The 25,425-nt window shown below is 65.5% G+C and carries 25 protein-coding genes and 1 pseudogene; 14 read left to right on the forward strand and 12 right to left on the reverse strand.

Annotation, left to right across the window (positions count from 1 at the left end; translation table 11 throughout):
• Positions 1–430 precede the first annotated feature (430 nt).
• Positions 431–931: a PKD domain-containing protein gene (locus tag ASE96_RS19045; RefSeq protein WP_056424675.1), complete on the forward strand. Its 501-nt coding sequence runs from the start codon at positions 431–433 to the stop codon at positions 929–931.
• A gap of 33 nt (positions 932–964) precedes the next feature.
• Here the strand turns inward: ASE96_RS19045 and ASE96_RS00830 are convergent, their stop codons facing one another.
• Positions 965–2,302, reverse strand: coding sequence for a GAF domain-containing protein (locus ASE96_RS00830; protein ID WP_056426512.1), 1,338 nt, complete (start codon positions 2,300–2,302; stop codon positions 965–967).
• Positions 2,303–2,505: 203 nt separating this feature from the next.
• On the opposite strand from ASE96_RS00830, the gene ASE96_RS00835 reads away from it, so the two are divergent.
• The 3 genes from ASE96_RS00835 (at position 2,506) to ASE96_RS00845 (ending at position 6,641) form a co-directional block, all read left to right on the forward strand.
• The gene (locus ASE96_RS00835) at positions 2,506–4,296 is read left to right on the forward strand and encodes an NAD(P)/FAD-dependent oxidoreductase (RefSeq protein WP_056424678.1); all 1,791 of its coding nucleotides are present in this window, start codon (positions 2,506–2,508) and stop codon (positions 4,294–4,296) included.
• Between the two features lie 136 nt (positions 4,297–4,432).
• The gene (locus ASE96_RS00840; RefSeq protein ID WP_056424681.1) at positions 4,433–5,488 is read left to right on the forward strand and encodes a 2,3-butanediol dehydrogenase; all 1,056 of its coding nucleotides are present in this window, start codon (positions 4,433–4,435) and stop codon (positions 5,486–5,488) included.
• Between the two features lie 82 nt (positions 5,489–5,570).
• A complete protein-coding gene (locus ASE96_RS00845; protein WP_056424684.1) occupies positions 5,571–6,641 on the forward strand; it encodes an alkene reductase in 1,071 nt (356 codons plus the stop codon).
• A 303-nt stretch (positions 6,642–6,944) separates the two neighbouring features.
• Here the strand turns inward: ASE96_RS00845 and ASE96_RS00850 are convergent, their stop codons facing one another.
• Positions 6,945–7,382 carry a hypothetical protein gene (locus ASE96_RS00850; protein ID WP_056424687.1) on the reverse strand — a complete coding sequence of 146 codons (438 nt, stop codon included), beginning with the start codon at positions 7,380–7,382 and terminating at the stop codon, positions 6,945–6,947.
• Positions 7,383–7,694: 312 nt separating this feature from the next.
• On the opposite strand from ASE96_RS00850, the gene ASE96_RS00855 reads away from it, so the two are divergent.
• Positions 7,695–8,405, forward strand: a complete 711-nt coding sequence (locus tag ASE96_RS00855) for a GntR family transcriptional regulator (protein ID WP_056424690.1) — start codon at positions 7,695–7,697, stop codon at positions 8,403–8,405.
• Positions 8,406–8,586: 181 nt separating this feature from the next.
• Here the strand turns inward: ASE96_RS00855 and ASE96_RS19430 are convergent.
• Positions 8,587–8,751, reverse strand: a pseudogene (locus tag ASE96_RS19430) (DUF6480 family protein); the annotation flags it as partial.
• 26 nt (positions 8,752–8,777) lie between these two features.
• Positions 8,778–9,218 (reverse strand): SRPBCC family protein, encoded by a 441-nt coding sequence (locus ASE96_RS00860; RefSeq protein ID WP_056424693.1) that lies wholly within the window; start codon positions 9,216–9,218, stop codon positions 8,778–8,780.
• An 83-nt stretch (positions 9,219–9,301) separates the two neighbouring features.
• Here ASE96_RS00860 and ASE96_RS00865 point away from each other — a divergent pair, with 83 nt between their 5' ends.
• A complete protein-coding gene (locus ASE96_RS00865) occupies positions 9,302–9,910 on the forward strand; it encodes a GNAT family N-acetyltransferase (protein ID WP_056424695.1) in 609 nt (202 codons plus the stop codon).
• Here the strand turns inward: ASE96_RS00865 and ASE96_RS00870 are convergent.
• Positions 9,907–10,749 carry an SGNH/GDSL hydrolase family protein gene (locus ASE96_RS00870; protein WP_082492506.1) on the reverse strand — a complete coding sequence of 281 codons (843 nt, stop codon included), beginning with the start codon at positions 10,747–10,749 and terminating at the stop codon, positions 9,907–9,909. The genes ASE96_RS00865 and ASE96_RS00870 overlap by 4 nt on opposite strands.
• A gap of 211 nt (positions 10,750–10,960) precedes the next feature.
• On the opposite strand from ASE96_RS00870, the gene ASE96_RS00875 reads away from it, so the two are divergent.
• Complete coding sequence (locus ASE96_RS00875) at positions 10,961–11,698, forward strand: tyrosine-protein phosphatase (protein WP_235500062.1); 738 nt, start codon at positions 10,961–10,963, stop codon at positions 11,696–11,698.
• 2,674 nt (positions 11,699–14,372) lie between these two features.
• On the opposite strand, the gene ASE96_RS00880 is transcribed toward ASE96_RS00875, so the two are convergent.
• The 3 genes from ASE96_RS00880 to ASE96_RS00890 form a co-directional block, all read right to left on the reverse strand.
• Positions 14,373–15,581 (reverse strand): globin domain-containing protein, encoded by a 1,209-nt coding sequence (locus tag ASE96_RS00880; protein WP_056424704.1) that lies wholly within the window; start codon positions 15,579–15,581, stop codon positions 14,373–14,375.
• A gap of 200 nt (positions 15,582–15,781) precedes the next feature.
• The gene (locus tag ASE96_RS00885) at positions 15,782–16,498 is read right to left on the reverse strand and encodes a DUF4397 domain-containing protein (RefSeq protein ID WP_056424707.1); all 717 of its coding nucleotides are present in this window, start codon (positions 16,496–16,498) and stop codon (positions 15,782–15,784) included.
• 148 nt (positions 16,499–16,646) lie between these two features.
• A complete protein-coding gene (locus ASE96_RS00890) occupies positions 16,647–17,063 on the reverse strand; it encodes a PaaI family thioesterase (protein ID WP_056424710.1) in 417 nt (138 codons plus the stop codon).
• A 162-nt stretch (positions 17,064–17,225) separates the two neighbouring features.
• Here ASE96_RS00890 and paaZ point away from each other — a divergent pair, with 162 nt between their 5' ends.
• Both paaZ and ASE96_RS00900 read left to right on the forward strand, forming a co-directional pair.
• Positions 17,226–19,337, forward strand: coding sequence for a phenylacetic acid degradation bifunctional protein PaaZ (gene paaZ, locus ASE96_RS00895; RefSeq protein ID WP_056424712.1), 2,112 nt, complete (start codon positions 17,226–17,228; stop codon positions 19,335–19,337).
• Between the two features lie 144 nt (positions 19,338–19,481).
• Positions 19,482–19,889, forward strand: a complete 408-nt coding sequence (locus ASE96_RS00900; RefSeq protein WP_056424715.1) for a VOC family protein — start codon at positions 19,482–19,484, stop codon at positions 19,887–19,889.
• Between the two features lie 537 nt (positions 19,890–20,426).
• On the opposite strand, the gene ASE96_RS00905 is transcribed toward ASE96_RS00900, so the two are convergent.
• The 3 genes from ASE96_RS00905 to ASE96_RS00915 are packed head-to-tail and all read right to left on the reverse strand — an operon-like array spanning position 20,427 to position 22,010.
• Positions 20,427–20,822 carry an Asp23/Gls24 family envelope stress response protein gene (locus ASE96_RS00905; protein ID WP_056424718.1) on the reverse strand — a complete coding sequence of 132 codons (396 nt, stop codon included), beginning with the start codon at positions 20,820–20,822 and terminating at the stop codon, positions 20,427–20,429.
• Positions 20,815–21,423: an Asp23/Gls24 family envelope stress response protein gene (locus ASE96_RS18685; protein ID WP_082492508.1), complete on the reverse strand. Its 609-nt coding sequence runs from the start codon at positions 21,421–21,423 to the stop codon at positions 20,815–20,817. Before ASE96_RS18685 ends, ASE96_RS00905 begins: the two co-directional genes overlap by 8 nt.
• Positions 21,414–22,010: an RNA polymerase sigma factor gene (locus tag ASE96_RS00915; RefSeq protein WP_056424723.1), complete on the reverse strand. Its 597-nt coding sequence runs from the start codon at positions 22,008–22,010 to the stop codon at positions 21,414–21,416. Before ASE96_RS00915 ends, ASE96_RS18685 begins: the two co-directional genes overlap by 10 nt.
• Before the next feature lie 255 nt (positions 22,011–22,265).
• Here ASE96_RS00915 and ASE96_RS00920 point away from each other — a divergent pair, with 255 nt between their 5' ends.
• Genes ASE96_RS00920 through ASE96_RS00940 form a run of 5 tightly spaced genes read left to right on the forward strand, consistent with a single transcriptional unit; the run spans position 22,266 to position 24,643 of the window.
• Positions 22,266–22,706 (forward strand): Asp23/Gls24 family envelope stress response protein, encoded by a 441-nt coding sequence (locus tag ASE96_RS00920; RefSeq protein WP_235500108.1) that lies wholly within the window; start codon positions 22,266–22,268, stop codon positions 22,704–22,706.
• A gap of 58 nt (positions 22,707–22,764) precedes the next feature.
• Positions 22,765–22,944, forward strand: coding sequence for a hypothetical protein (locus ASE96_RS00925; protein ID WP_056426515.1), 180 nt, complete (start codon positions 22,765–22,767; stop codon positions 22,942–22,944).
• Entirely contained in the window at positions 22,941–23,393 is a 453-nt protein-coding gene (locus tag ASE96_RS00930; RefSeq protein WP_156367468.1) for an Asp23/Gls24 family envelope stress response protein, read from the forward strand. Before ASE96_RS00925 ends, ASE96_RS00930 begins: the two co-directional genes overlap by 4 nt.
• Positions 23,390–23,977, forward strand: a complete 588-nt coding sequence (locus tag ASE96_RS00935; protein ID WP_056424728.1) for a DUF6286 domain-containing protein — start codon at positions 23,390–23,392, stop codon at positions 23,975–23,977. The genes ASE96_RS00930 and ASE96_RS00935 overlap by 4 nt, the downstream gene beginning before the upstream one ends.
• A gap of 48 nt (positions 23,978–24,025) precedes the next feature.
• The gene (locus ASE96_RS00940) at positions 24,026–24,643 is read left to right on the forward strand and encodes a hypothetical protein (protein WP_056424731.1); all 618 of its coding nucleotides are present in this window, start codon (positions 24,026–24,028) and stop codon (positions 24,641–24,643) included.
• A gap of 161 nt (positions 24,644–24,804) precedes the next feature.
• On the opposite strand, the gene ASE96_RS00945 is transcribed toward ASE96_RS00940, so the two are convergent.
• Positions 24,805–25,410 carry a TetR/AcrR family transcriptional regulator gene (locus ASE96_RS00945; protein ID WP_056424734.1) on the reverse strand — a complete coding sequence of 202 codons (606 nt, stop codon included), beginning with the start codon at positions 25,408–25,410 and terminating at the stop codon, positions 24,805–24,807.
• Positions 25,411–25,425 lie beyond the last annotated feature (15 nt).

Raw genomic sequence — 25,425 nt, forward strand, 5'->3', positions numbered from 1 at the left:
CTCGTGGTGGACCAGGGTGATTTTTGCGGTAGTCGTTGCCGCGCTTCTGGCTTTACAACCCTTCCCGGCGTTTGGCGAAAATGACTTGCCTCCAATAACCGGAGACTGGGGAGAAGACACCGTTGATGTCGGAGGCTGGGTGGTAGACGCAGGAACCGGCCAGTTCGTCTGGGCGGAGCCCGGCACTGTTGCCACTGATCCCTACCAATATAAGTACGAACTGCAATGCCACCTAGGCGGCGGCGACTTCGACACGGACTGCCTCGCTCTTGCTGTGGATTGCCAAAATGGCCCCGACGGCAAGGGCGGGATTCCAGTCGTGTGGCTAAAAGCCCCGGCCGGCATTCCGAATCCAACGTGGTCCTTTCACTCCGGACCCACGTGTTTATTCGATCCGAAACCGGAGGACCTACTACCCAGGATCGCCGCCATGATCCAAACGGAATTCCAGCGACTGCCGGTCGCCGCAGGATCAGTCACAGCCCAGCCGAGCCCGCACACACTCAGGGGCGCAGAGACCAACTTCTTCGCGGAAGCGGCCCAGCAGCAATTCGACATCACCATTCTGGCCCAGAAGGTCCACGTGGTCGCCAAACCCGTCCAGTACACCTGGAACTACGGCGACGGCAGCTCGCTTGGGCCGCAGACTGCGGCCGGGGGACCCCTCCCGCAGGACCGCTGGGGCGAAAAGACCGCCACCAGCCACGTCTACACCGCGACCGGCGATTTCCGAGTGGTGCTGACCACCCACTTCCAGGGGACCTATTCGGTCAACGGCGGCCCGCCGTTGCCCATCCCGGGCCAAGGGCAATTCAGCTCACCGCCGCAGACCGTCAGCGTCTGGCGCTCCATCACACGGAACTATGCTGACGACTGCCTCCGCAACCCGCAGGGTCAAGGTTGCCCCGGCGTCGCGCCCCGTGCACCTTAAACTTGAGCCGTCGGCCCCGAAAAGGCGTGGCAGTTAAGCCCGCAGCTCCCGGTCGAGCCGCTCCATCCGGGCGCTCACCAGCTGACAACGTGGATCCTGGGGTCCCATCAGTGTGGCCGCCGCTGCTGCGGCCGCTGTGTCCGAAGATCCCATGTCACTGGTGCACCACTGAAGCATCAACCCGGCGTCACCGCTGGCCCGAACAGAGGCGCCCATGGCTTCATTGAGCTCGTCGCGCATAAACCCGATCGCGAGGTTGCTCGAACGGTTGAGAAATTTGGCCCCATACGCGGCGAAGGCTTCGGCAACCCGGCCGTCCCGCAAATGGCCGGCCACCTCTGAGGCATCAGTGACCACCCGGACGGCGGACGAGAATCGGTAGGGGTTCGCTTCCACGACGTTGCCCAGGAGGCTGCGTATCCGGTGCATCTCGGTCCGGATCGCCGCAGCGGTGCCTGCGTCGCCGTGGATCTCGTAGGCAAGTTCATCGGCGCTCCAGCCCTGGGTCCGGGATGCCAGCAGGGCCAGGATCTCGGCGCGGCGCAGTGTCAGCGGGCGGCGGGCGCCGCCGTCGAGGGCCGCGGACGGAGCGTCCCCCAGCAGCCGGAGCGTCAGCTGTGACCGGACCCCTATCTCGGGGCGTCCCGCAGCGGCAGAGGCAGCAGGCAGTCCGGTCCTGGGGCCGGCCGTCACGGGCAGGGTGGCGGATTTCAACAGTTCCTCAGCCAGCCGCACTCCACAGCGCACCAGGCGCAGGCTGTCCGGCGTGACGGATTCGAACGGGCCGGAGACGTCCAGGACGCCGATGACTTCCCCCGTCAGAGGGTCGCGAATCGGGGAGGCCGTGCACGCCCAGTCGTGATGCGTCCGCACCAGGTGCTCGGCCGAGAAGAGCTGTGCGGGGGCCCCCGTCACCAGGGCTTCGCTGATGGCGTTGGTGCCAACCCCGGATTCGGACCAGTCGGCCCCCTCCACGAACTCCAGAGAGTCCGCGAGTTTCAACGCCTGTTTGCTGCCCACACGCCACAGCACTTCGCCCTCGTGGTCGGTCACGATCAGCAGGTGGCGCCCGGTCGCGGTCTCGTCGGCCAGCAATTGGGACAGCGCCGGCATCACGGCCGCCAGCCGGTGGCCGGCACCCAGCGAACGCGCCTCGGACACCTCATGCCGATGGATCGGACGGTGCTGGTCGGGATTGATGCCCAACGCGAGGGAGCGCTGCCAGGACTTGATGAGCGACGGCGAGAGATGCTGATTCGGATTGCCGGAGATAGTGGACTCGTGGGCCTTTCGCAGGGCGCGTGCATACTCCGCCGGCGCGGAAAACCTCAGGTCCGCGAGCTGCGTGATGGAACGGCTGCCCTGCCGCATGCTCATTGTTCCAACTCGCCCTCGAATCGTCGCACCCGGCCAGCTTCCGCCCACTTGGCCGCCAGTGGCGCGGGCCAAGAGCTTGAGAGCCCTGTGTAACCCGATTGTAACCCCCTGCGGAATTTACTTGTGATGCGGGTCACTGCGTGGACTGAATGCCACGCAACGGGGCCGGCCCCCAGTTAGCAACGGAAAGAGGAAACATGCCTGAGACTCCAAACGGCGTGGTCGGGGCGTGGCTGGCGCAGTTCGATGAGGCGCTGCGCAGCCACAACACAGACGACGTGCTTGAGCTTTTCGACGACGATTCGTACTGGCGCGACTTCGTCTCCTTCACCTGGAACCTCAAAACCCTTGAGGGCAAAGAGGACATCCGGCGCATGCTGGATGCGACCCTGGACGACGTACAGCCCAGCAACTGGACCCTGGCCGAGGACGCCACCGGGGATGCCGCCAACACCGAGGCCTGGGTCAATTTCGAGACCGCCCAGGCCCGGGGCTACGCCCACCTGCGGCTCCGGAACGGCAAGTGCTGGACCCTGCTCACCACGATGCAGGAGCTCAAGGGCTTCGAAGAAAAGAAGGGAGCCAACCGCGAGAAAGGGGTCGCCCACCAGATCACCAAGGGCCGCAAGTCGTGGCTGGAGCTGAAGGAAGAGCAGGAAGCCCGCCTGGGCTACGAAGACCAGCCGTACACCGTCATCATTGGCGGCGGCCAGGGCGGGATCGGGCTCGGCGCGCGGTTGCGCCGGCTCGGCGTGCCCACCATCATCATCGAGAAGAACGACCGCCCGGGCGACTCCTGGCGCAACCGCTACAAGTCCCTGCACCTCCACGACCCCGTCTGGTACGACCACCTGCCCTACATCAAGTTCCCCGACGACTGGCCGGTGTTCGCGGCCAAGGACAAGATCGGCGACTGGCTGGAGAACTACACGCGGATCATGGAGCTGAATTACTGGTCCAAGACCGAATGCACCAATGCGCGTTTCGACGAAGCGTCCCAGGAGTGGTTGGTGGAGGTAGTGCGCGACGGCGAACCGGTCACCTTGCGCCCCAAGCAGCTCGTTTTCGCCCTGGGCGTCTCGGGGTATCCCAGCGTTCCAGCGTTCGACGGCGCCGAATCCTTCCTGGGGGAGCAGTACCACTCGTCCAAGCACCCGGGCGGCGGAGACTGGACCGGGAAGAAGGCCGTGGTCATCGGCTCCAACAACTCGGCCCACGATATCTGTGCCGATCTCTGGGAACACGGCGCAGACGTCACCATGGTCCAGCGGTCCTCCACGCACATCGCGCGCAGCGAATCCCTCATGGACCTTGCCCTCGGCGGACTGTACTCCGAGGAAGCGTTGGCCAACGGGGTCACCACGGAGAAAGCCGACCTGCTGTTCGCGTCCCTGCCGTACCGGATCCTGCCCGAAGCCCAGATCCCGGTCTATGCGGAGATGGCCGAGCGCGACGCCGAGTTCTACTCCCAGCTGGAGGCCGCCGGCTTCGAACTGGACTTCGGCGTTGACGGCTCCGGACTGTTCCTCAAGTACCTGCGGCGCGGCTCCGGCTACTACATCGACGTCGGCGCCTCGCAGCTGATCATCGACGGCCGGGTCAAGCTCGCCAGCGGTGAGGTCGGCAAGATCAGCGGGAACGCCGTCGTGATGGCTAACGGAATGGAGCTGGAGGCGGACGCCATCATCTACGCCACCGGCTACGGGTCAATGAACGGCTGGCTGGCCGATCTGGTCTCACCCGAGGTGGCCGACGCCGTCGGGAAGTGCTGGGGCTTCGGTTCCGATACTCCCAAGGACCCGGGGCCGTGGGAAGGCGAACTTCGCAACATGTGGAAGCCCACCAACGTGGACAACCTGTGGATTCACGGCGGCAACCTGCACCAAAGCCGCCACTACTCCAACTATCTGGCGCTGCAGCTCAAGGCCAGGATGGAAGGGCTGCCGACACCGGTTTTCGAACGTCAGCCAACGCACCACACGCGCTGACCCGGACGGGCCGTGACAATGACAGCCCCGGGAACCACACTGGGGTTGACGGCCACTTTCCCTGACTATCCAACGACCCGCCGTGGATGCGCCTGACCGGGCGCATCCACGGCCCGTAACGCGAAGGAAAAACACCATGAAAGCAGCACGATTCCACGCCCGTGAGGACCTCCGGATCGAAGACGTTCAGGAGCCCGAGCTGCGCCCCGGAACGGTGAAAATCGCCGTCGCCTGGTGCGGGATCTGCGGCACGGACCTCCACGAGTTCCTGGAGGGGCCCATCTTCACCCCGCCGCCCGGAAGCCCCCACGTGCTGTCGCATGAGGCCGCCCCCGTCACCCTGGGGCACGAATTCTCCGGCACTGTCGAGGAACTGGGCGAGGGCGTGACCGGGCTCGCCGTCGGGGACAGCGTTGTGGTGGAGCCCTATATTGTCTGCAATGAGTGCGGCCCGTGCCTCAGCGGTCACTACAACCTGTGCACCAAGCTGGGCTTCATTGGCTTGGCCGGCGGCGGCGGGGGCCTGAGTGAGAAAGTCGTCGTCGACACCCGGTGGGTCCACCCCGTCGGCGACATCCCGCTGGACGAAGCCGCCCTCATCGAACCCCTCGCGGTGGCCTACCACGCCGTCGGCCGGAGCGACGTCAAAGCCGGCGACGTCGCCGTCGTCGGCGGTGCGGGACCCATCGGTCTGCTGACCGCAGCAGTCCTCAAGGGCCTCGGCGTCACCACGATCGTCACCGAGCTGTCGGCGGCCCGGAAGGACAAGGCGGTTTCCTCGGGAGTCGCGGACCATGTTCTGGATCCGAGCTCCGACGACGTCAAGGCGCGGGTGCTGGAGCTGACTGAGGGCGCGGGGGCAGATGCAGCGTTTGAATGTGCCGGTGTGAATGCCGTGCTGGACACCATGCTCGACGTCGTGAAACCGGCCGGCGTCGTCGTTAACGTCTCGATCTGGGGACACCCGGCCACCGTGGACATGCAGAAGGTCGTCCTGAAGGAGATCGACCTCCGCGGCACCATCGCCTACTGCGGTGATCACGCGGCCGCGATCAAGCTCGTCCAGGAGGGCAAAGTCGATCTGAAGCCCTTCATCACGGGACGAATCGCCCTGGACGATCTCGTGGACAAGGGCTTCGACACCCTGATCCACCACAACGACACCGCGGTCAAGATTATCGTCCACCCGTAGTGATCCGAGTCTCAGATGGAATAGTTGCAGGCGCCGGGCAGTTGCCGCCAGTGAACCCAATCCCTGGTGAAAGGAAATGCGCATGCTGTTTTCCCCGATGACTCTCGGCGAGCTGGAACTGCCCAACCGACTGGTGATGGCGCCGCTGACGCGCGTCCGCTCCGGCAAGGAAGGCATCCCCGGTCCTCTGCTGGTCGAGCACTATCGGCAGCGGGCGTCCCTCGGCCTGATCGTCAGCGAGGGCACGTACCCCAGCCGCGCCGGCCGGGGATTCCCCGGCCAGCCGGGCCTGGTGACCGAGGAGCAGCTCCAGGGCTGGTCGGAGGTTACGGCAGCGGTGCACGCCGAGGGCGGCCGGATCTTCGCCCAGGTGATGCACGCCGGACGCGTCACGCATGAAGACACGAACGGCGGCCACGAAGTTGTTGCGCCCAGCGCCATCGCGATCGGCGGCCTGACCCGCACTTACGAGGGCAAGAAGCCGTTCCCCGTTCCCCGCGCCCTGTCCACCACGGAGCTTCCGAGCATCGTCCAGGAATTCGTCACCGCGTCCCGCAACGCGATCCGTGCAGGGTTCGACGGCGTCGAGCTGCACTCCGCCAACGGCTACTTGCTGCACGAATTCCTGTCGCCGTCTGCCAACCACCGCGAGGACGTTTACGGCGGCTCGCCCGCAAACCGTGCACGCTTCGTGATTGAAGTGGCACAGGCCGTCGCGGACGCCATCGGTGCGGACCGGGTGGGCATCAGGATCTCGCCGGAACACAACGTCCAGGGAGCTCTTGAGGTCGACGCGGCTGACGTCAATGAGACCTACACTGCCCTGGTGGATGCCTTGGCTCCCCTGAAGCTCGCCTACCTGAGCGTGCTGCACAAGGAACCCACCAGCGAGCTGGTGCAGGATCTGCGCGCCCGCTTCGGCGGCACCTTCCTGCTGAACTCGGGCTTCGGCGTCATCACCACCCGCGAGGAGGCCGTAGCCATAATCGAGGATGGCCACGCTGACGCCGTCGTCGTCGGCCGCCCCGCGATCGCGAACCCGGACCTGGTCCGCCGCTGGCGCGAAGGACTTCCGACCAACGAGCCGGACCCGTCCACCTTCTACACCGACGGCGCCGAGGGCTACACGGACTACCCGGCGTACCAGAACTAAGGCGCACGCAGCCAGCATCGCGCGCGCCGCTGGACATGTCCCGCTCTGGTCACGACCAATGGACATGTCCCGCGGCAGCCAGGCTAACCGTTGGACATGTCCCGCGTAACCCACCAACAGTGGGCAGAATGCCATTCTGCCCACTGTTGGTGCTTAAGGCTGGGCATGTCCCGCGGCGACGTGGTTGAAGAGTGGACATGTCCCGTGTGTACGGGTGTTGCGAATGGGCATGTCCCGACATATTGCCGATCCTTTGCCAGGAATTGACGCCGTAGGGTGACCCGTTCCTGATGTCACTTCATTTCAAGGGTGCGGAATGTCCCCAAGAGTCATTATTTGCCCGTCGACATCTACACGAATGAAGCCGTCGTCTCGTGAGGGGCCGTCATAGTTCCAACCGAAGATAATCAGTGCCTCAGCAGCCACCAAGAGAAGTCTGCCTCTCGTCTCCTCATCAGGAAATTCGTATGACTCAATTTTCCCGAGGAGTTTGGCGGTGGGGCTAACCCCAAAGCTGTCAAAGCGCCGGAGAATGTACATTTTGCCGCTTTCAGGATCTGTCAGCTGATCGCCGGTGACCTCAAAGGGAATGACCGCCTCGCCGACAGTCAGCTTAAAGGCGCCTCCGGGGCGATTTGCCAGACCAGCGACCCTTTGCAGCCTGATCGTTCGTTCCGGGTCGCCAACATACCGGCTGCCGAGGAGTGGATCCTTGGACTCGAGTTGATAAATACCAAACACTGTTCCTCGTCTCACGGAAAGTTCGTTAGGGGGAGTTACACGCCGCCCTGTGATGGGCCAGGGCACGCTGCGGGACTAGCGACCCTTTAGCTCTGCTTGTGCCTGCTGTGGATTGTACTTTCAGGGCGGGAAATTATTCGTAGGCCTCGGCGGCAGCTCCGAATTGTGGATTGGCAGTGTGTGACACTAAATCCAGCAATTGGTTTTAGCCATACCGTCACCGCGGGTTGGCCGAGAGGCCACAACACCCCCGATCCGGCCTCAAAAGCACCGTAAAGACCCATGCAACGGCCGGTCCTATAGGATTTGACCATGCAACCAGCTTCGTCCGGGAGCGGGCCTGAGATCCGCCCCGCAGGCCGTCCCGTCAGCCGCCAGGTCCTCGCCGACCACGTGTATGAGGAACTCCTGGCGTCGCTGATGGACGGGAGGCTCGAGCCCGGGGCCGCGGTGAGCATCGACGGAACCGCCCGGGAGCTCGATGTTTCCCCGACGCCGGTCCGCGAAGCGCTTGCCAGGCTGGAACACACCGGTATGGTCCGCCGCGTGGCGCTCAAGGGGTACCGGGTTGCTCCCATGTTCACCAGGGAAGACTTCTCTGAGCTCATGGAGGCACGCCTAGCGATTGAGCCCGTCAATGCCCGCCTCGCCTGCGGCCGGTTGACGCCAGGGCGGCTCGCTGAACTGGGGCAGGCGGTTGCTGACCTCAAAACCGCGCCGCGAGGTCCGTCATTTGCCGAGTACCGCGACTATCTGGAAGCGGACGAGAGGTTCCACCGGCTGATAGCGGAATTTACCGGCAACCAGTTCATGGTCGCCGCCTATGGGGCCCTCGGTGGGCAAGTTCAGCGTTTCCGCCTCTTCGGGGGCGTGGGCATCACCGACGCTGAAAATGCCATCGCCGAGCACCAGGCCGTCCTGGACGCTTTCGTGTCCGGTGACCCGGAGAAAGCCTCGCTTGCGATGGCGGATCACGTGCAAAAGGTGCGTGGCCGCGCCATCGCCGACGCCCCGGCCGGCTGATCCAGGCTGATTCCGAGCTGAATTGAGCCTGATCCTGCCCTGATTCCGGCCGAGTTATCGTCCGTCTGACGCTCAAACCTTCCCTAATCGAACCCGCGACCTTTCCCTCCCGCGAGTTCAGGATCCCAACGATGTAACCGACAAAAAAGAGAAGCACCAAAAGGACCACCAGGGCGATCATCACGATCCAGAGGTATTGGACGAAGCCCCGGTCCTCCCGGAGTCGCGGCCCCTGCGGTCCCGTCGAGGTCCCCTCCGCCGGCGGTGTCTCACCGGGAGGCACGCCGCCGCCCGGCTCCAAACCGGTGAGGTTGTTCTCCAGCGGATCCGGATTCTGGGATGTCACGGTATGCTCCTGTCCCGGCCGGTCCGCTACTGCGACGCCCGTGAGTCGAGGGCTTTCTGGATTCCGGCCATCGCGGGGTCTGCCAGGGACTGGAAGGCCGGTTTCATAAATGGTTCGGCGACCTTGAGCAACCCCTTGAGGGTGAATTCGGCCGTGTACTTGACGAGGCAACCGGCATCCGCCGGCGTCACCTCGATCGTGTCCACCGAAACGACGGACTTGTTCTCCCCGCGCAGCTTGATATGCCGGGAGCTCAGTTCCAGCACTTTGTAGGTCAGTGCCTGGCGCTTGCCGCGGAACTCGGCTTCGGCATGGTATTCGTGGCCCACGGCAACCGGGCCGGCGGATAATTTGTTGACGACGGGGGTCCCGGGATCCCATTCCGGCGTGTGTTCAAATGCCGACAGGTAGTCAAACGCCGTTTTGGCATCAAGGGACGAGCGGACCGAGCGTTCTATGGTTATCACGGCAACAGCGTAGCCAGAACATCGTCGTTAGTCACCGGGGGTCGTATCGCAACCGCAGAAGCGGGCGCCCTTAGGATGGTGCCGTGACTTCGATCAACCCCATCACCCTGAGCGGGAAAAACGTCGTCCTGGAGCCGCTGAGTCCGGACCACCACGACGGCCTGGTCGAGGCAGCCCAAGATGGCGAACTCTGGAAGCTCTGGTACACCAGCGTGCCCGCACCTGACCAGATGGCCGCCGAGATCGAGCGACGTCTGGCCTTGCAGCGCAGGGGTTCCATGCTGCCGTTCACCACGCGGCTGCTTGATCCCGCCAGCGGCGAACCGGGCCGGGTCATCGGCATGACCACCTACATGAATATCGACGCCGCCACGCCCCGGGTGGAGATCGGCTCCACTTGGAACGCGGCGTCTGCCCATGGCAGCGGCAGCAACCCGGATTCCAAGCTTCTGCTGCTGCGGCACGCGTTCGAAACGCTGGGCTGCCCCGCCGTCGAGTTCCGCACGCACTGGCTCAACCACCAGTCCCGCGAGGCGATCGCGCGGCTGGGCGCCAAGCAGGACGGTGTGCTCCGTAGCCACACGCGCAGCAGCGATGGCGCGCTGCGGGACACCGTCGTGTATTCCATCCTGGAACACGAGTGGCCCATGGTCCGCAATGCCCTCGAATCCAGGCTGGCCAAACGGGGCTAGGGTGCCGAGTAGGCGTCGACTTCGCTCAGTGTTTCGAAGTACGCCGCATAGCCTTTGGCATTCGGGTGGAAGTTGTCGGGACTGCCCGGGTTAGCAAGGTCGAAGTTGATCCACGGGTCGTTGGACGTCGAGTTGATGCCGAGGCCGGCGAAAGCTCCCCGGACGTCGACAAAATCTACTTTGGTCTTCCAAGCGGCAGCGGCGATGGATCCGTTGAGACCGTCAGCCAGATCAGTGGCATGGTAGATGAACAGCGACGTCGGATCGGTCCGGCCGGGCGCGACCGGATCGTAGAGGTAGGGGTAGCCGGTCACCACAACCTTGGCGTTGGGCGCGGCGGCCTGCACGCTCTGAATCATCGCGATCACGTCGCCGGCGAGTTGTCCGCTGGCGATCATGGCCGTCGCGTCACTGCTGGCTTTGTAACAGCCGGGGGCCGCGGTGGGATCGTACATGGCGGTGACGCACTTCGTGACGATGTCCCCGAACCCGAGATTGTTGCCCCCGGCGGTGATGGTCACGAGCTCAGTGCTCTTGTTCAGCTGCCGCAACTGGGTGCTCATGACGTCCCTGGTCGTCTTGCCGCTGCAGGCCGCGTTCGTGACCAGCTTGATGGTCCTGGACGCAGCGGCGAGTTCGGCGTAGGCGTTCTCACTGCGGTAGCAAGCATCCAGATAGGGACCCGCTCCCTGGCCTGCGGCGTAGGAGTCCCCGAGGGCGATGTACTTGGTCTTGTTCACGGCCTGGGCCGGGGCTGCGGCCAGTCCGAGTGCCATGGCAAGCGTGGCGAGACCGGCCAGCAAAGCCGTGCGGCGGCGTCGAAGATTCAGAGTTCCCATGGTGGTTCCCCTCAATAGCACGCTGGTACAGCGCCCCGTGCCGTGACGAGGCGTCTGTGGCGGCCGGCGGGCTGAAGAGCCCGGGGGCTACCGGGTTCACCGCCACCCTACGCGGACGCGTGAACCCGCACCATATCCAAAGTCCCGTTGTGGAAATCTTGCGTGAAACCTGCCCGTGGATCGACACCGGGGGGTGTGCTTGACTTTCAGAATGACGATTCCTGACGCGCCAGTCGGCCGTTCCCAAGGGATGGCCGCGCCCGGAGCCATGAAATGGGACGGGGCGGTCAACGCCTGGCATATTGCCGGCGAGGTGTTCCGGATGGGGCGGCGCGAATGGCTTACCGAATCCGGCTGGCAGCAGGCATACGACGGCGGTATCCGGACGGTGATTGATCTCCGCAACCCGGACGAGATCCGGCGCCGCGCTACCGATCCCCGGGTGAGCGTGGAGACGCTGGCCGCGTTCGACGTCGTGCACGCCCCCACTGAAGACCCCGGCAACAGTGAGTTCCGCGAACTCTGCGATCCCTACCTCAACCATCCGGCGTCGTACGCGGACAATGCCCGGATCTTCCCCGAGAAGCTCGCTGCGGTCTTCAAAGCCGTGGCGGAGGCGCGCGGGGGCGTCGTGATCCATTGCTCTGCCGGCCGGGACCGCAGCGGGATGATCGCAGCCATGCTCCAGGACCTCGCCGGCGCGGGCGAAAGCGCCATCGCCATCGGCTACGAGCATGCCGTGCGGGGCATCAACGAACACCACCGGGTGTCCGGAGTGCCGCATCCGCATGAGCGCTATCTGCCTGAGGACGAGCTGGCGCCCCTGCTCGAATCGCGGCTGGAAAGCCTGCTCCGGTTCGTGCGCAGCGTGAAAGCCCTCGAATTTTTGCGCCACAATGGCGTAACGGACGCCGAGGTGACTGCCGTTCTGGCGAAATTGGGGCGCTAGAGTAACCGGGTGAAGACTCCCAGGTTTCAGCTGACAGTGCGGACGGTGGCGGCAGCTGCCCTCGCGCTCGCGGGTTCGTTCTACGCTGTTCCTGCGCTCGCCGAAGCGGGCGGATCGGATGCAGCTCCCGCAGCGACGCCTGCAGCGACGCCTGCAGTCTCGCCGTCGACGACCGGCGCCACTGCTCCGTCGACAGGTTCCGGCGCCACTACCGGGGTCGCCCCGGAGGTCAGCGACGCCGGTCTCGCGGAGGCCGTCCAGCGCGACCTGGGCATGACGCTCGAGGAGTTCAACGCAGCAGGTCAGCTGGCGAAGACCGCAGCCGATGCCGTTCCATCCCTCCGCCAGCTGCCCGGTTACCTGGGGATCAGCCTGCGGGACGGCAAGATTATCGTCGAAGGCAGCGGCGCGGGGCTCCAGGCCCGGGTGAATGAACTCAACGACTCCGGAACCGCGGCCGTGTTCGTGCTCGCGGCACCCTCGGCTGAACTGTCTGCAGAACCCCCGACGGAACCCTCGAGTGTTCCCTCAGCGGCTGTTCCCTCAGCGGTTCCCGCGAGTGTCCCCTCCGCTGCCGAGCTGGTGGCGTCCAGCACCGAGCAACTGTTCCAGGCTTACGTCCGCGAGGTGGGGCCCGCGGGACTTCAGGCCGTGGCTTACTCCGGAGGACGCTTCATTATCCGCACGGGCGGGACAAATACGGCCGAAGCCGCGCTGCCCGCACTCCAGGATCCGCAGACCGCACCGTCCACTGCCGACTCGGCGCCCGGGAAGATATCCCCGGCAGACTTTGTTGCGCGCTACGCCAACGTCCGGCTGGAACAGGGGTCGCCGGTGACAACCGAAGCGGACGTTTACGGCGGGGAAGGCTATGTCATTGACCGGATGACCATCTGCTCGACGGGGTTTGGCGCGTTCAGCGCGGCGGGACTGCCGGTAGTACTGACGGCGGGGCACTGCGCCGAAGACGGCACGGCACGGGTCGCCGAGATTGAACCCCCGACGTCGGCCACGGCGGGTGGTTCGGCCCCCCTGCCCGGCATCTTGGCCCCGCTGGGCACATTCGGATTCAGCCAGTTCGGCGGGCCGCTCAACTCCTGGATCACGGGCACCGAAGAAGCCCCCGGCAACGTGGGCACCGATATCGCCGTCATCGAGGCGCTCGACGGCGGACTCAGCGTCCAGGCGGCAGCGAGCACCTGGGCCAGCGCCGCGAACCCGGGACCCTCGGCCGTGAAAATCATCGGCATGGTTGCCCCGTTCCAAGGCCAGGAGGTGTGCCGCTCCGGACGGACGACGGGCTGGTCCTGCGGGCAGGTGGACGAAACCGGCATCTACGTCGTGGGCGGTCGAACAACAGACCCGGCGGACCTCCGCGCCTTCAAGGGCTTCCTCTCCAATGATGTCCAGTCCAGCGGCGGAGACTCCGGCGGACCCTGGATCAGCGGCAACTTCGCCGTGGGCACGCATTCGGCAGGCGAGACGTCCGGCGATAACTACGCCATTGCCACGACCCTCGAGGACGCCCTCACAAGGTTCCCCACCGCCGTCGAACTCCAGCTGTTCCTGAACAAACCCGAGCTCGTGGCACCGGAGAATCTGACCTTCACGGCGGGCCAACCCATCAGAGGCCGGGTGCCGGCCGCACCTGCATCGGCCGTGGCCGCCAACTCGAAAGTGCGCATCTCCGCGGGCAACCAGGCGCCGGTGGAGGTGCCGGTTGACGCTGCCGGCACCTGGACCTACCCCGCACCCGAGACCACCGGCCCGCTCACGCTGGCCGCGGAGACAGTCAATGGATTCAGCCGCTCGGGCGCGGCGTCCCTGGACTTCACGGTCTCGGAACTGGCCGCACCGGTGATCACCAGCCCGGCCGAGGGGGAGGCGCTGAAGAAAATCACCGGCATCGAAGGCACCGGAACACCCGGGCTGAAGGTACGGCTCACCGGCGATATTGACGGCACCGCGGATGTCGGGCCCGACGGGCATTGGAGCATTCCCGCCGAGGGTGCTGCTCCCGGCAGGCTCTCCGTGCGCGCCGTGCAGACGATGCCCGGCGCCGTGGACAGCCCCTCCGCCACGGCGAACTTCACCCTCGCCCCCGGCGCCCCGTCCGTATCGTCTCTCGCAGACGGCTCGCACCTCAGCCAGGACACGCTGCCCGGGACGATCACCGGAACAGGTGTCGACGGCGCCGACGTCGCAGTGCTGATCGACGGGGTCTCCGTTGGTGCCACGCGGGCCGGAACGCGCGGCGCTGCCGGCGGCCGGTGGAGCGTGCCGTTCCCGGAGAGCCTCGCCCCCGGGGCACACACGCTTTCCGTCACCCAAGCCGTCGACGGCGTCTCCTCGGACCCACGGCTGGTGGCGTTCACCATCGACGCGCCCGTCAGTGTCCCGGTGGACCCCAGTGTCCCGGCAGAGCCCGCTGCATCGGTAGAGCCCAATGTCCCGCCACAGCCCGCTGCTCCGGCAGGGCCCGCTGCGCCGGCAGCCGATTCCGCCGCTTCCTCCGTGCTTCCTGCGGGCTCCGACCAACTGCCGAACACCGGCGCGGGTTCACTCCTGCCGTTAGCGGGCCTGGCCGGTGGCGCGGTCCTGTTGGGCGTTGTCCTGCTGGGCGGCACTAAGCTGGCGGCCTCACGGCGCCGGGCAGTCAACTTACTGCCCGGCGCTACTGGAAGTCAGCCAGCCAGAGGTCCGGGCCGAACACCTCGTATTGGATGTCTTTGGCCGGTACGCCGCTGGCCACCAGTGCGCTCCGGACAGACTTTAGGAACGGCAGCGGACCGCAGAGATAGTACTCGGCGTCGTCGGGGAGTTCCACGGCACTCACGTCCATAAAGCCCGAGAACTCGGATCCGGACGCCGCCCCGCCCACTGTGGTGTTCAGGAACCACGACCTCAACGTCCCGTCCGGCAACGCGGCCAAATCCTCCCGGACCTGCCCCCGGAGCGGGAAGGACGCCTCGCTGTCGTCCGCATGCAGCACTATCACCTGCCGCTGGGAGCCGGACTTGACGAGGTGCGAGAGCATGCCGGCCATCGGGGTGATCCCGATCCCCGCGCTGGCCAGGACCAGGGGCCGGTCCGTGTACTCCATCACCACATCGCCGAAGGGCGCCGAGAGCACCACCTCGTCGCCCACCCTGACCTCGTCATGCAGCAGGGTGGACATCTCGCCGTCGGGGGTCCCGAGTCCGCGGACCCGCTTGACCGCGAACTGACGGTGCTGCCCGTCGTCGGCCTTTGTCAGGCTGTACTGCCTGGGCTGGTGGACGCCGTCATGCATGCGCATCTTGATCGTGACGTACTGCCCCGGCAGGGACGGCTTGACCTCGCGCTCATCAACCCGCTCGACGACGAACCGGACCACGTCGTCCGTCTCCTGGATCCGCTCGGCCACCCGCCAGGTCCGCCAGATCGTGTCCGGGGTCAGGTGCACCGCGTTGTACAGCCCGCGTTCCTTGTTGATGAGCATGTTCGCCATCAGCCAGTAGACCTCGTCCCAGGCCGCGGCGACCTCCGGCGTGACGGCCTCCCCCAGCACATCCACGATGGCCCACATCAGGTGGTCGTGGACAACCTGGTACTGGTCCGGGCTCAGCCCCAGCGAGACGTGCTTGTGGGCCACCCGCGAGAGGAGATGGTCCGGAACCTGGTCCACGTTGTCCACGAGCAGCACGGCGAACGCCGCGATGGAACCGGCGAGGGCCTGCTGCTGGCGGCCGTCCGCCTGGTTTCCCCGGTTGAAAAGTCCATCCAGGAGGTCCGGCCTCGCGTCGAACATGTGTTTGTAGAAGCGCTTGGCGATCTCTTCGATGTGCTCGCCCACCACAGGCAGCGTTGCCTTGATGACGGGAAGTGACGTGTCTGAGAGCATGGTGGATCCTTCCGGTGCAACCGGCCTCACCCGGCGGTGCCGGGCCAATCAGCACTTCCACGCTAGCAGTCCGGGCAGGAGGCCCTCCGGGTCCATCGGCCCTACGTCCCAGGGCGGGATCGGTGTAGGCCTGACCGGCAGCGCATCCCATGTGGAAGGTGCGCTGCCGTCAAGTCAGTCCCTCAGGCCGGGCCGCCGGCCTAGTGGTCGCGGCCGCCCCACTTGGCCGAGTCGACCACCTGGACGGCCACGCCCAGGGTGTCGTCGTCCAGGCTGCCCCAGGCATAGACAATCGTGTTCTTGCCCTTAGTCACCGGAACATCCGCCGGCCCGATCAGGGGTTTGGTGGTGCCGGCCGCTGCAACCGAGGCGGAGACCGTTCCGGCCTCCAGGGTCAGCACCTCCTGATCGGGGTTCTCCAGGTCCTCGATGACCGCGGTGTCGCCGGCAAGGACGTCGACGGCGGGCGCCGCGGCCACGTGCCGGACGGTCAGCTTGCCTTCGCCCCGGGGGCTGGCCGAGGTGTCGTTCTTGAAGAGGGTTGCGGTGGGCTCCCCGGAGGCATCCAGATGTGCCACCGCGGTGTAATTCCGGCCCTCCTTGAGATTGACCTTGACCGGACCGATCACCGGGTTGTCGGCGCTGGTGGCGTCCGAGGCCGTGATGGCGATCTTGTAGCGGCCTTCGTCGAGCTTGAGCGGGCCCGCCAGGGTTCCGGGTTTGAAGTTGTCCAGGGCGAGCTTGCCGTCCACCCAGACATCCACCGTGAGGCCGGGTACGCCGTGGAGGACGGACAGGAGGGCGTCGTCGCTGTGGTGCCCGCCGTCGTCGTGCTTCCCGCCGGCCTGGGCCGGGGCAGCGAACGTGAGCGCGGCCAGCATCGAGAGGGCGCTGGCGGCATAAACGGTTTTGCGCATTTCAAACTCCTCATTGAGTTGCCCGGATCCGGGCGGTGATTTGCTTACACCGTTACTACCGGCGGGGACCCCTCTTTGGATGCAGCCCGCGGGCCATTCGTGTTCGTTCGCCGATCCCGGCGGTAGGGCACCGGGTGCCGCGTCCCGCTCAGCCCTTGCGGTCCAGCAACAGGTTGGTGATCCGCAGGGTGCAGAGCCGCTGGCCGGCGTCGTTGGTAATGACCACTTCATGGGTGGTCACCGTTCCGCCGAGGTGGATGGGGGTGGCGGTGATCGTGATGAGCCCCTCGCGGGCCGACTTGTGGTGGGTGGCGGAGACGTCCACGCCGACGGCGGTCTTGCCCAGTGTGCTGGCGTGGATGACCGCGGCCCAGGAGCCCACCGCCTCCCCGACGGCAAGCGAGGCCCCGCCGTGCAGCAGCCCGAAGGACTGGCGGTTGCCCTCCACCGGCATGGTGGCCACCACGCGCTCGACGGATTCCTCAACGATCTTCACGCCCATCTTCTCGTCGAGTTCGCCGAGGGTGATCTTCCACAGCTCGGTATTCCGGGGCTCGGGCGTCATAGCGTCTCCTCTTTGGCCGGAAATCCAGGGGCTCAGGCCGGTCAGTGCTGCCACAGCTAGTGTGCGGCAGGCCTCATTCATGTACTGTAGACATATTACCGAACGGACGGTCAGTAATGCTGGCCGTGTTGATCTTGCCCCTGTTGGAAGGACCCGTCAACGATGACCACCACTGCAACTGCTCCGGAACCCACAGTAGACACTGTCGAGATCGTTCCCAGCTTCATCCGGGATTCCTGGTGGACCCCCGACGCCGGGTCCGCCGCCGGGGCGGCACCCGTCCTCGACGCCAGCACCGGCGAACTCCTCGCCCGGGTGAGCACCGCGGGCTTGGACCTCGCCGCCGTCGTGGACTACGGACGCAGCACCGGCCAGGCGGAACTCGGCAAGCTGACCTTCCACCAGCGTGCCCTCAAGCTCAAGGAGCTGGCGCAGTACCTGAATGGCCGCCGCGACGAGTTCTACGCGCTCTCTGCCCAGACCGGCGCCACCAAGATCGACTCGATGGTGGACATCGACGGCGGCATCGGCGTGCTCTTCACCTTCGGTTCCAAGGGCCGGCGCGAACTCCCCAATGCCCAGGTGATCGTGGACGGGCCCATGGAGGTCCTGTCCAAGGACGGCTCCTTCGCCGGCGAGCACATCTACACCCGCATTCCCGGCGTCGCCGTGCAGATCAACGCGTTCAACTTCCCGGTGTGGGGCATGCTCGAGAAGTTCGCGCCCGCCTTCATCGCCGGCGTGCCCACGATCGTGAAGCCCGCCACGCCCACCGGCTATGTCACCGCCGCTGTGGTCAAGGCAATGATCGAATCCGGCATCCTGCCCAAGGGTTCGCTGCAGCTGATTTCCGGCTCGGTCCGCACCATGCTGGACCACCTCGACTACCGCGACATCGTGGCCTTCACCGGCTCCGCCTCCACCGCCAACACGCTCAAGTCCCACGTCAACGTGGTCAAGGGAGGCGTCCGCTTCACCTCGGAAACCGACTCCCTGAACGCCTCCATTCTGGGCCCGGACGCCGTCAAGGGCACCCCGGAATTCGATGCCTTCATCAAGTCCCTCGTCACCGAGATGACCGCGAAGGCCGGCCAGAAGTGCACGTCGATCCGCCGGGCCATCGTGCCGCAGGAGCTGGTGCAGGACGTCATTGCAGCCGTCGGGGAACGGATCCAGGAGCGTGTTGTCCTGGGCGACCCGCGCGCCGAGGGTGTCAACATGGGCGCCCTGGCGTCCCTGGAACAGCTCGCCGATGTGCGCGCGGCCGTCCAGTCCATGCTCGACGCCGGCGGCGAGCTCGCCTACGGCACGCTCGATTCGCCGAAGGTCACCAGCGCGGACGGCAGCGTCGGCGTCGTCGACGACGGTGCGTTTATGTCCCCGGTGCTGCTGAGCTGGGCGGATCCGGAAGCTGAAGAGGTCCACTCGCTTGAGGCCTTCGGCCCCGTGTCGTCCGTGATCGGCTACACGGACCTGGCCGACGCCGTCCGCCTCGCCGCCCGCGGCGGAGGCTCGCTCGTCGCCTCGGTCTGCACCAACGACCCCGCGGTGGCCCGCGAACTCGTCACCGGCATCGCCGCCCACCACGGCCGGGTGCACATGCTCAACCGTGAGGACGCCCGCAGCTCCACCGGCCACGGTTCACCGGTCCCGCACCTGGTCCACGGCGGCCCCGGCCGCGCCGGCGGCGGCGAGGAACTCGGTGGCATCCGCTCCGTCCTGCACCACATGCAGCGCACCGCCATCCAGGGTTCGCCGAACATGCTGACCGCCGTCAGCGGCATCTGGCACACCGGGGCCGACCGCAACTTCACGCTCGAGACCGAGGGCCAGCACCCGTTCCGGAAGCACCTGAGCACGCTGCACATCGGTGACGCGATCCGCTCCGGGCTGCGCGAAGTGAGCCTGGAGGAGATCACCAAGTTCGCCAACTCCACCGGCGACACCTTCTACGCGCACACCAACCAGGAGGCCGCCGAGGCCAACCCGTTCTTCCCGGGCATCGTGGCGCACGGTTACCTCCTGCTGGCCTGGGGTGCCGGGCTGTTCGTGGAGCCTGCCCCGGGTCCCGTGCTGGCGAACTACGGCCTGGAGAACCTGCGGTTCATCACGCCGGTGGCCGCAGGCGACTCCATCCGGGTCACACTGACCGCGAAGAAGATCACCCCGCGCGAGACCGACGAGTACGGCGAGGTGGCCTGGGACGCCGTCCTGACCAACCAGAACGACGAAATCGTGGCCACGTACGACGTCCTCACCCTCGTGGAGAAGTAACCCCGGACCTGCACTGCCGCCGAGGTGAGATTTCGCGCCCATTGTCCCCGCTGAGATGGGCGCGAAGTCTCACCTCGGCGCGTATATCGGCGGGCTCTTTCTGCCCTGCTCCGGCGTAAAATTTTCAACGTAGGAGGTGGCGATATGACCCTAGTACTCAACAAAGCCACAACAGTCCTGCCCGTCGATGATGCAGAACGTGCCCGGCATTTTTATGCCGACACCCTGGGGCTCCCGCACCATGGAGTGGCAGACGACGGAAGTGAAATGTTCGGCAGCGAGGGCGGCCCCATGCTGCAGTTGATGCCCGTCAAGGACGGGAAGCATTCCGAGCACACGACTCTGAGTTTTGAGGTCTCGGAGATCGAGCGGACCGTCCAGGAGATGGAGTCCAAAGGCGTCCAGTTCCAGGACTACGACCTTCCGGATCTCAAGACCGAGAACCACATCTGTACAACGGACTCCGAGAAGTGCGCGTGGTTCATGGATACGGAGCACAACATCCTCTGCGTTCACGAGAACATCACGTTAGTCGCTGACTACCAGCTCTGACCAGACTCTCACCGGCGGAGAAGACCAGGCGTCCCGGCTCAGCGGGGCGCCTCTTTGTGTGTGGACAGGTCCGCCGGGCGGGGGCACATTGAAGCGGACACGCCGGTATCCGGCGGCGAAATGAGCGCCGGGGGCCTCCAAAGTGTCCCCGGACCGCTCGGGCGGGATCTGCGCCGGGCCCCAGCCGCGGTCAGGTGCCTAATGAGGGTACGGTTACGGGTCTCGGCGGTCTTCGTTGGGGTCCTGGGCCCCGGCGTCCCCATCAGTGGGCCGCTGTCTGTCATGTACGCGTTTCTCACCTCTGCGCCGGCCAAAAGACATCAGTGCGGACAGGACTCCCAGGACGACGAGGATTCCCGCAATGATCAGGATGAGCTGAACCGGTTCCATTGTTGTGCCTCTTCCCTTTCTAATCCGTGCTACCAGGACCGGCTGCCCTGCTGGCTTTGAATACAAAGATGGCAGCCCGGTGGGGTTGGCGGTGCCCGTTTTCCGGGCGTATGCGCATGCTGCGCGACCTTGTGGTTGCACCCGGGGCTACAGCATTGTTGCGCGGCGGTGGGGTTCTATGGCGACGATGGTGACGTCGATCGTGCCAGGGGTGAGTCCGGTGTGGCTGATGTTTTCACGCACGCGTCGTCGAACTGTTTCTGCGACATCGAGGGCTGTGTAGGCAATGTCAGTGGCGATATCGAGGTGGACGCGTGCGGTGCCGTCGCTGATTGTCGCCGGGACGCCGTTTTGCCGGTAGGTGCCGTCCTGACTGCCGGGTTTGCGGAGGTTTTGCAGGGCGGCGGGACCAAGCCGCGCCAGGAAGCCTTGGATCGTGGGTTCAAGTCTAAGGACTCCCGGTGTTTCCAGTGTGGTGCGTGTGGCGAGGGAGGCGATGAGCCGGCTGGTGATGAGGGAGCCCTTGAAGGATTGGTCAGACATCGTAAAGGTCTTCAACAGTGATGTTGACGGTTCCGGCGCTAATACCGACGCAGGCCGGAAGCGCGTTGCTGATCTTCTGTCGCAGCGCCTCCATTGTTCGAGGGATGATGATGCCCTGGGCGGCGGCCACCCAAAGATTGACGATGAGGCGAGGACGGGCAGTGGTGGTGGTACCGGTGGTTCCGGAGGGGCGGTCTTCACCGGGGAGACTGGCGGAGCGTATTTCGATCCGGCAGCGTCGTGAGTGGACGCCGGGGATAGCTGCTGCCGCGATCCGGATGAGGGAACTCAGGGCCTGTTCGCTGATCTCCGTGGTGCCGTTGTCTGCGCTGCGCAGGAGGATGCTGCTGCCGCGGCGGACTTCAGCGCGAGCCACATCCATGATGGCGTTTTTGATCCCGGGACGGGGTTTCAGTGCGGGATCGTGAAGGTCGCTTTGACGCAGTAAACGGGTTGCTTCGCCGAGTCTTTGCAGCCGGGTTCTGGCAGTTTGGCATTGTTCACAATGTTCTTCGTGTGCGGTGGGTGGCCGGTCGATGGTGGCCCAGATGCGGTCGATGCTTCGGCCGCAGCCGAGCCGGGGGATGTCTTCTAGCGCCATTCGCTCATCCCTTCTGCTATCTGGTGCCGTGCCCGGGCGAGTGTGCCGCGAACTGTCGTCGGGCTGATCTTCAGTGTGACACCAATCTCGGCGTAACTGCGTCCGTGCATTTCCCGCAGCAGCCAGCAGGCCCGCTGTGCGGGGGGAAGCGTGTTCAAGACTGCGGTCAGACGATCCTGTTCGGCGGACCATTCAGCCTCATGGGCCGGGTCCGAACCGCGCGGCACCGCGCGGGCGCAGGCTTCGGGAATGGTGTCCATGTCCTCAGGTTGGATGCAGTTCACGGCATGGGCGGACCGCTTACGCAGCAGATCTAGGCACTTGTTCGTCGCCAGCCGGTAGATCCAGCCACCGAATGCATCGACGTCAGCGAGCATGGGAAGACCGCGCCAGCTCGTTGTCAGAGTCTCCTGCACCATGTCTTCGGCTTCGCCGTGGTCGTTGAGCATCCGATACGCCAGCCGAAAGAGTCTGTACTGATAGGTGAGCACCAAGTGTTCGAATGCTGCCAAGTCGCCGTCCTGGGCACGGGCGACGATGCTCGCCTCATCCAGGTCCGGTTCGAAGCCGGGGCCATGATCACCCATGCGCTGTCCATCCAGTCCGGTGACTTACCGGTGTTTGGCCCCAATATGCCACAACCGGGCAACGCCGGGAACCATGCCGAGGTTCCGCTGCCCAGTGAGGAAAAAATTCTGCGCCATCACGTGACGATTCCTGTCGGTCTTCGTCTTTATCGGTGTACGTACGATCACCAGTCCCACGAGGAGATGTTTTCCATGACAGAGACACCCAAAACCCCCGGAACTGCCAGCGGCGTCATGGCCACACCCGACGAGCAGATGCGCGGCGGCGCGCTGGAACAAGTGAAGGCAAGGGACGCACTGCACACCGACCGCGGCGACACCACGATCGAGGAAACCGTGGTGCAGAAGCTGGCCGGCATAGCGACCCGCGAGGTTCCCGGTGTGTACGCCATGGGCAGTGCCGGCCGGCGGGCGTTCAGCGCACTGACGGAACGCATTCCCGGTTCCCAGACCAATGTCAGCGGCGGCGTCAGCGTGGAAAAGGGCGAACGTCAGACAGCCATCGATGTCTCCATCATCGTCGACTACGGGTTCTCCGTGGTGGAGGTCAGCCAGGCCATCCGCCGCAACATCATTCAGTCCGTTGAGCGCGCCACCGGGCTGGAAGTGCTCGAGGTGAACGTCAACGTTACCGATGTCCACCTGCCCGAAGAGGAACACGACGACCAGCAGGTCCAGAAGACCCAACTGCAGTAACCACCCGTCACAGAATCCTCCGCCAAGGGGAACGGGACGATGAGGAAAAAGGATGGCTATGTCTACTACACGTTGGTGCATGACGATCGGACTAGTACTGGGAATCGTTCTGGGCTTCGGCGGCTGGGTGGCGCTGCTGTCCGCGGTGATCCTCGGTTTTATCGGACTGCTGGTCGGCCGGGTCGCGGAAGGAAACCTCGACTTGCAGGCCCTGTTCGGTAGAGCCTCGAGCCGATGAACCCGCCAGGAGCCCACGCCCGGCCCTTGCCCGGCGGCGGGGCCGGGGGCGGGTCCTTGCCCGGGTCCGGGGACGCCGGCCCGGACTTCGTCGAGACGGGCACACGGGGGCAGACCGTACTGGCGGCAAGGGTGATAGAGAAAATCGCCGCCCAGGTGGCCAGCGACGAATCCTCCGCCGGCGGTTCCTCCGGCGGATTTCTGGGCGTCGGAACCCGCGCTGATCTCTCCACCCGGCCCAAGGCATCAGTCGTACTCAGCGGGAACATCGCGACTCTAAGCGTCGAGGTCGGGATGCCGTATCCGGTGCCGTTACGCCAGGCCACCGAGGCCCTGCGCGGCCGGATCAGGACCAGGGTGACGGAGTTGACCGGAGTTGACGTCCGACAGGTCGACATCAGGATCTCGTGGCTGACCACCGACACCAACGGACGAAGGAAGTTGCTATGAGCCGGGACGGCCAGCGGTCCTCGCGCCTGCGGCACCGGCCCAGCCGCGCCATCCCGTCAATCATCGCCGGAATCCTGCTCTTGGCCGCCGGCGTCGCCTTGGCCTGGTTGGCCATCACCCGGCTGGCCAACGGCACGTGGCCCCCCCTGCTGCAGGGACCACGCGACTGGCTCGCCGTGCTGGCGTGGAATGACCCCGCCATCCGGCAGATCGGGATAGCCGCGGTCGTGGCGGGGGTGGTCCTGTTGCTGTGCGCCTTCATTCCCGGAGGGTTCAATGCCCTTACAATCGATGATTCCCGCAGCGGCGCCGGGGCTGAGGAGCCGCCGGTGCAGGAGCGGGAAACAGTGATGACCCGCCGCGCCGTCGCCCGCCTGGCGAAAGCCCGATGCCTGCAGATCGACGGCGTCGGCTCGGCCGCAGCGACAGCCACCACCAGGCGCGTCCACCTTAACGTGACGACCTCCCTGCACGAGCCCGGGGACCTGCGTGCCAGGATCACCGACGCTGTCCGTGCCCGTCTGGAAGAAACCGGGCTCTCCCCGGTTCCGCAGGTTACGGCCACGGTCCGGTCCAGAGACTGAGACCATTCGCGCACCCGCCCGCAGCGACTATTTGAAGGATGGTTTCCGATGAGACAGACCGCAGGGACCCTGAACCGGACCTGGCTGGCCATTCTCGGCATCCTTGCCCTGGCCGCCGGCGCTGCGCTGCTCCTGCAGTCCAACGGGACGCTGCATGCTCTATTGAACACCGCCCGCTTTTGGGAGTTCGTCGTCACCGGTGACCTGCACGCGTTCTTCGCGCAGCCGTGGGTGGTGGCCGTCATACTGATCATCGGTGTGATCATGGGGGTGCTGGGGCTGCTATGGATAATCGCCCAGATCCCGAGGAAAAACAGGGCGGCCGCCTATCGCCTCCATGACGACGGCAGCCAAGGCTTCACCCTCTGCGACTCGTCCGTCCTCGCCACCGCCGTCGAAAGCCGGATCAACAACCTGCCCGGCGTCGTCACTTCCGCGGCCCTGCTGCGGGGAACAGCCAGAGCCGCCGACCTGAGCCTGAGGGTGACGGTCAATGACAGGGCCGACGTCCAGGACCTCATCCACCGCATTCAAACATCCACCCTGCCGGAACTCTCCTCCGCGCTGGAAGCGCCCCTGCAGCGCAGCCAGCTGCAGATCGACGTCAGCGGGCGAACCCAAAGCACCGGAACCGTGGTGCATTCCACGGGCACTGTCTTGCACTAGCAACGCGGGCAGGTGGGCCGCCGGTACGCCGGCCGGGCAGGGGCACATTGACGCGGACACACCGGAATTGGTCAGCGAAACACGTGTTGCGGCGGTCAAAGTGCCCCCGGGCCGCTCAATCGCGCGCCCGGGACGGCCGGTGGAGGCCGCGGTCGAACGGCCTACTGCGGGACGTGGAGGCCGTGGAAGGCCATGGTGATGACGTCGTCGGCCAGTTTCTCGGGGGAGAGGGAGCCGCCGGGTTTGTACCACTCGACGATGGAGTTGATGGTGCCGAAGAGCAGCCGGGTGACGGTGCGGGGGTCGATGTCCTGGCGGAGCGAGCCCTCGTCGCGGGCGGCGGAAATCAGGGCAGCGACCTTGTGGTCGAAGGTCCGCCGGCGTTCCATCGCGTCGCGTTCGATCTCGGTGTTGCCGCGCAGGCGCAGCAGCAGGGTGACGAACGGAAGCCGCTCCACGAGGACGGAGATGGTCTCGCGGAGGACGAACTCCAGCCGGGCCTCGGCCGTGCCGTTCTGGGCCTGCGGCTGATCCAGGATGGCCTCGAGACCGCCCAGGGCGTGGTCCAGCGCGAGCTTCAGGAGGTCGCCCTTGGACGGCACATGGTGGTAGATGGCGGACTTTGAGATGCCGAGGTTTTCGGCGAGGATGCCCATGGACGTGGCGTCGTAGCCGTGACGGTTGAAGACATCGACAGCGATCACCAGCACCGATTGCTGGTCATAACCGGGCCGGCCGCGTTTGGTAGTGGGTGCTGTTGTGGGCATAGTCGCTAGTTTCTC

It is taken from the genome of Arthrobacter sp. Leaf69 (genome assembly GCF_001422645.1).
GTDB lineage: Bacteria > Actinomycetota > Actinomycetes > Actinomycetales > Micrococcaceae > Arthrobacter.

Bases quoted from the DNA above. Each gene is read 5' to 3' on its own strand.
- ASE96_RS19045 (WP_056424675.1), top strand. From the start codon at position 431: ATGATCCAAACGGAATTCCAGCGACTGCCGGTCGCCGCAGGATCAGTC.
- ASE96_RS00830 (WP_056426512.1), bottom strand. From the start codon at position 2,302: ATGCGGCAGGGCAGCCGTTCCATCACGCAGCTCGCGGACCTGAGGTTT.
- ASE96_RS00835 (WP_056424678.1), top strand. From the start codon at position 2,506: ATGCCTGAGACTCCAAACGGCGTGGTCGGGGCGTGGCTGGCGCAGTTC.
- ASE96_RS00840 (WP_056424681.1), top strand. From the start codon at position 4,433: ATGAAAGCAGCACGATTCCACGCCCGTGAGGACCTCCGGATCGAAGAC.
- ASE96_RS00845 (WP_056424684.1), top strand. From the start codon at position 5,571: ATGCTGTTTTCCCCGATGACTCTCGGCGAGCTGGAACTGCCCAACCGA.
- ASE96_RS00855 (WP_056424690.1), top strand. From the start codon at position 7,695: ATGCAACCAGCTTCGTCCGGGAGCGGGCCTGAGATCCGCCCCGCAGGC.
- ASE96_RS00870 (WP_082492506.1), bottom strand. From the start codon at position 10,749: ATGGGAACTCTGAATCTTCGACGCCGCCGCACGGCTTTGCTGGCCGGT.
- ASE96_RS00875 (WP_235500062.1), top strand. From the start codon at position 10,961: ATGACGATTCCTGACGCGCCAGTCGGCCGTTCCCAAGGGATGGCCGCG.
- ASE96_RS00880 (WP_056424704.1), bottom strand. From the start codon at position 15,581: ATGCTCTCAGACACGTCACTTCCCGTCATCAAGGCAACGCTGCCTGTG.
- ASE96_RS00885 (WP_056424707.1), bottom strand. From the start codon at position 16,498: ATGCGCAAAACCGTTTATGCCGCCAGCGCCCTCTCGATGCTGGCCGCG.
- ASE96_RS00890 (WP_056424710.1), bottom strand. From the start codon at position 17,063: ATGACGCCCGAGCCCCGGAATACCGAGCTGTGGAAGATCACCCTCGGC.
- paaZ (WP_056424712.1), top strand. From the start codon at position 17,226: ATGACCACCACTGCAACTGCTCCGGAACCCACAGTAGACACTGTCGAG.
- ASE96_RS00900 (WP_056424715.1), top strand. From the start codon at position 19,482: ATGACCCTAGTACTCAACAAAGCCACAACAGTCCTGCCCGTCGATGAT.
- ASE96_RS00905 (WP_056424718.1), bottom strand. From the start codon at position 20,822: ATGTCTGACCAATCCTTCAAGGGCTCCCTCATCACCAGCCGGCTCATC.
- ASE96_RS18685 (WP_082492508.1), bottom strand. From the start codon at position 21,423: ATGGCGCTAGAAGACATCCCCCGGCTCGGCTGCGGCCGAAGCATCGAC.
- ASE96_RS00915 (WP_056424723.1), bottom strand. From the start codon at position 22,010: ATGGGTGATCATGGCCCCGGCTTCGAACCGGACCTGGATGAGGCGAGC.
- ASE96_RS00920 (WP_235500108.1), top strand. From the start codon at position 22,266: ATGCGCGGCGGCGCGCTGGAACAAGTGAAGGCAAGGGACGCACTGCAC.
- ASE96_RS00925 (WP_056426515.1), top strand. From the start codon at position 22,765: ATGTCTACTACACGTTGGTGCATGACGATCGGACTAGTACTGGGAATC.
- ASE96_RS00930 (WP_156367468.1), top strand. From the start codon at position 22,941: ATGAACCCGCCAGGAGCCCACGCCCGGCCCTTGCCCGGCGGCGGGGCC.
- ASE96_RS00935 (WP_056424728.1), top strand. From the start codon at position 23,390: ATGAGCCGGGACGGCCAGCGGTCCTCGCGCCTGCGGCACCGGCCCAGC.
- ASE96_RS00940 (WP_056424731.1), top strand. From the start codon at position 24,026: ATGAGACAGACCGCAGGGACCCTGAACCGGACCTGGCTGGCCATTCTC.
- ASE96_RS00945 (WP_056424734.1), bottom strand. From the start codon at position 25,410: ATGCCCACAACAGCACCCACTACCAAACGCGGCCGGCCCGGTTATGAC.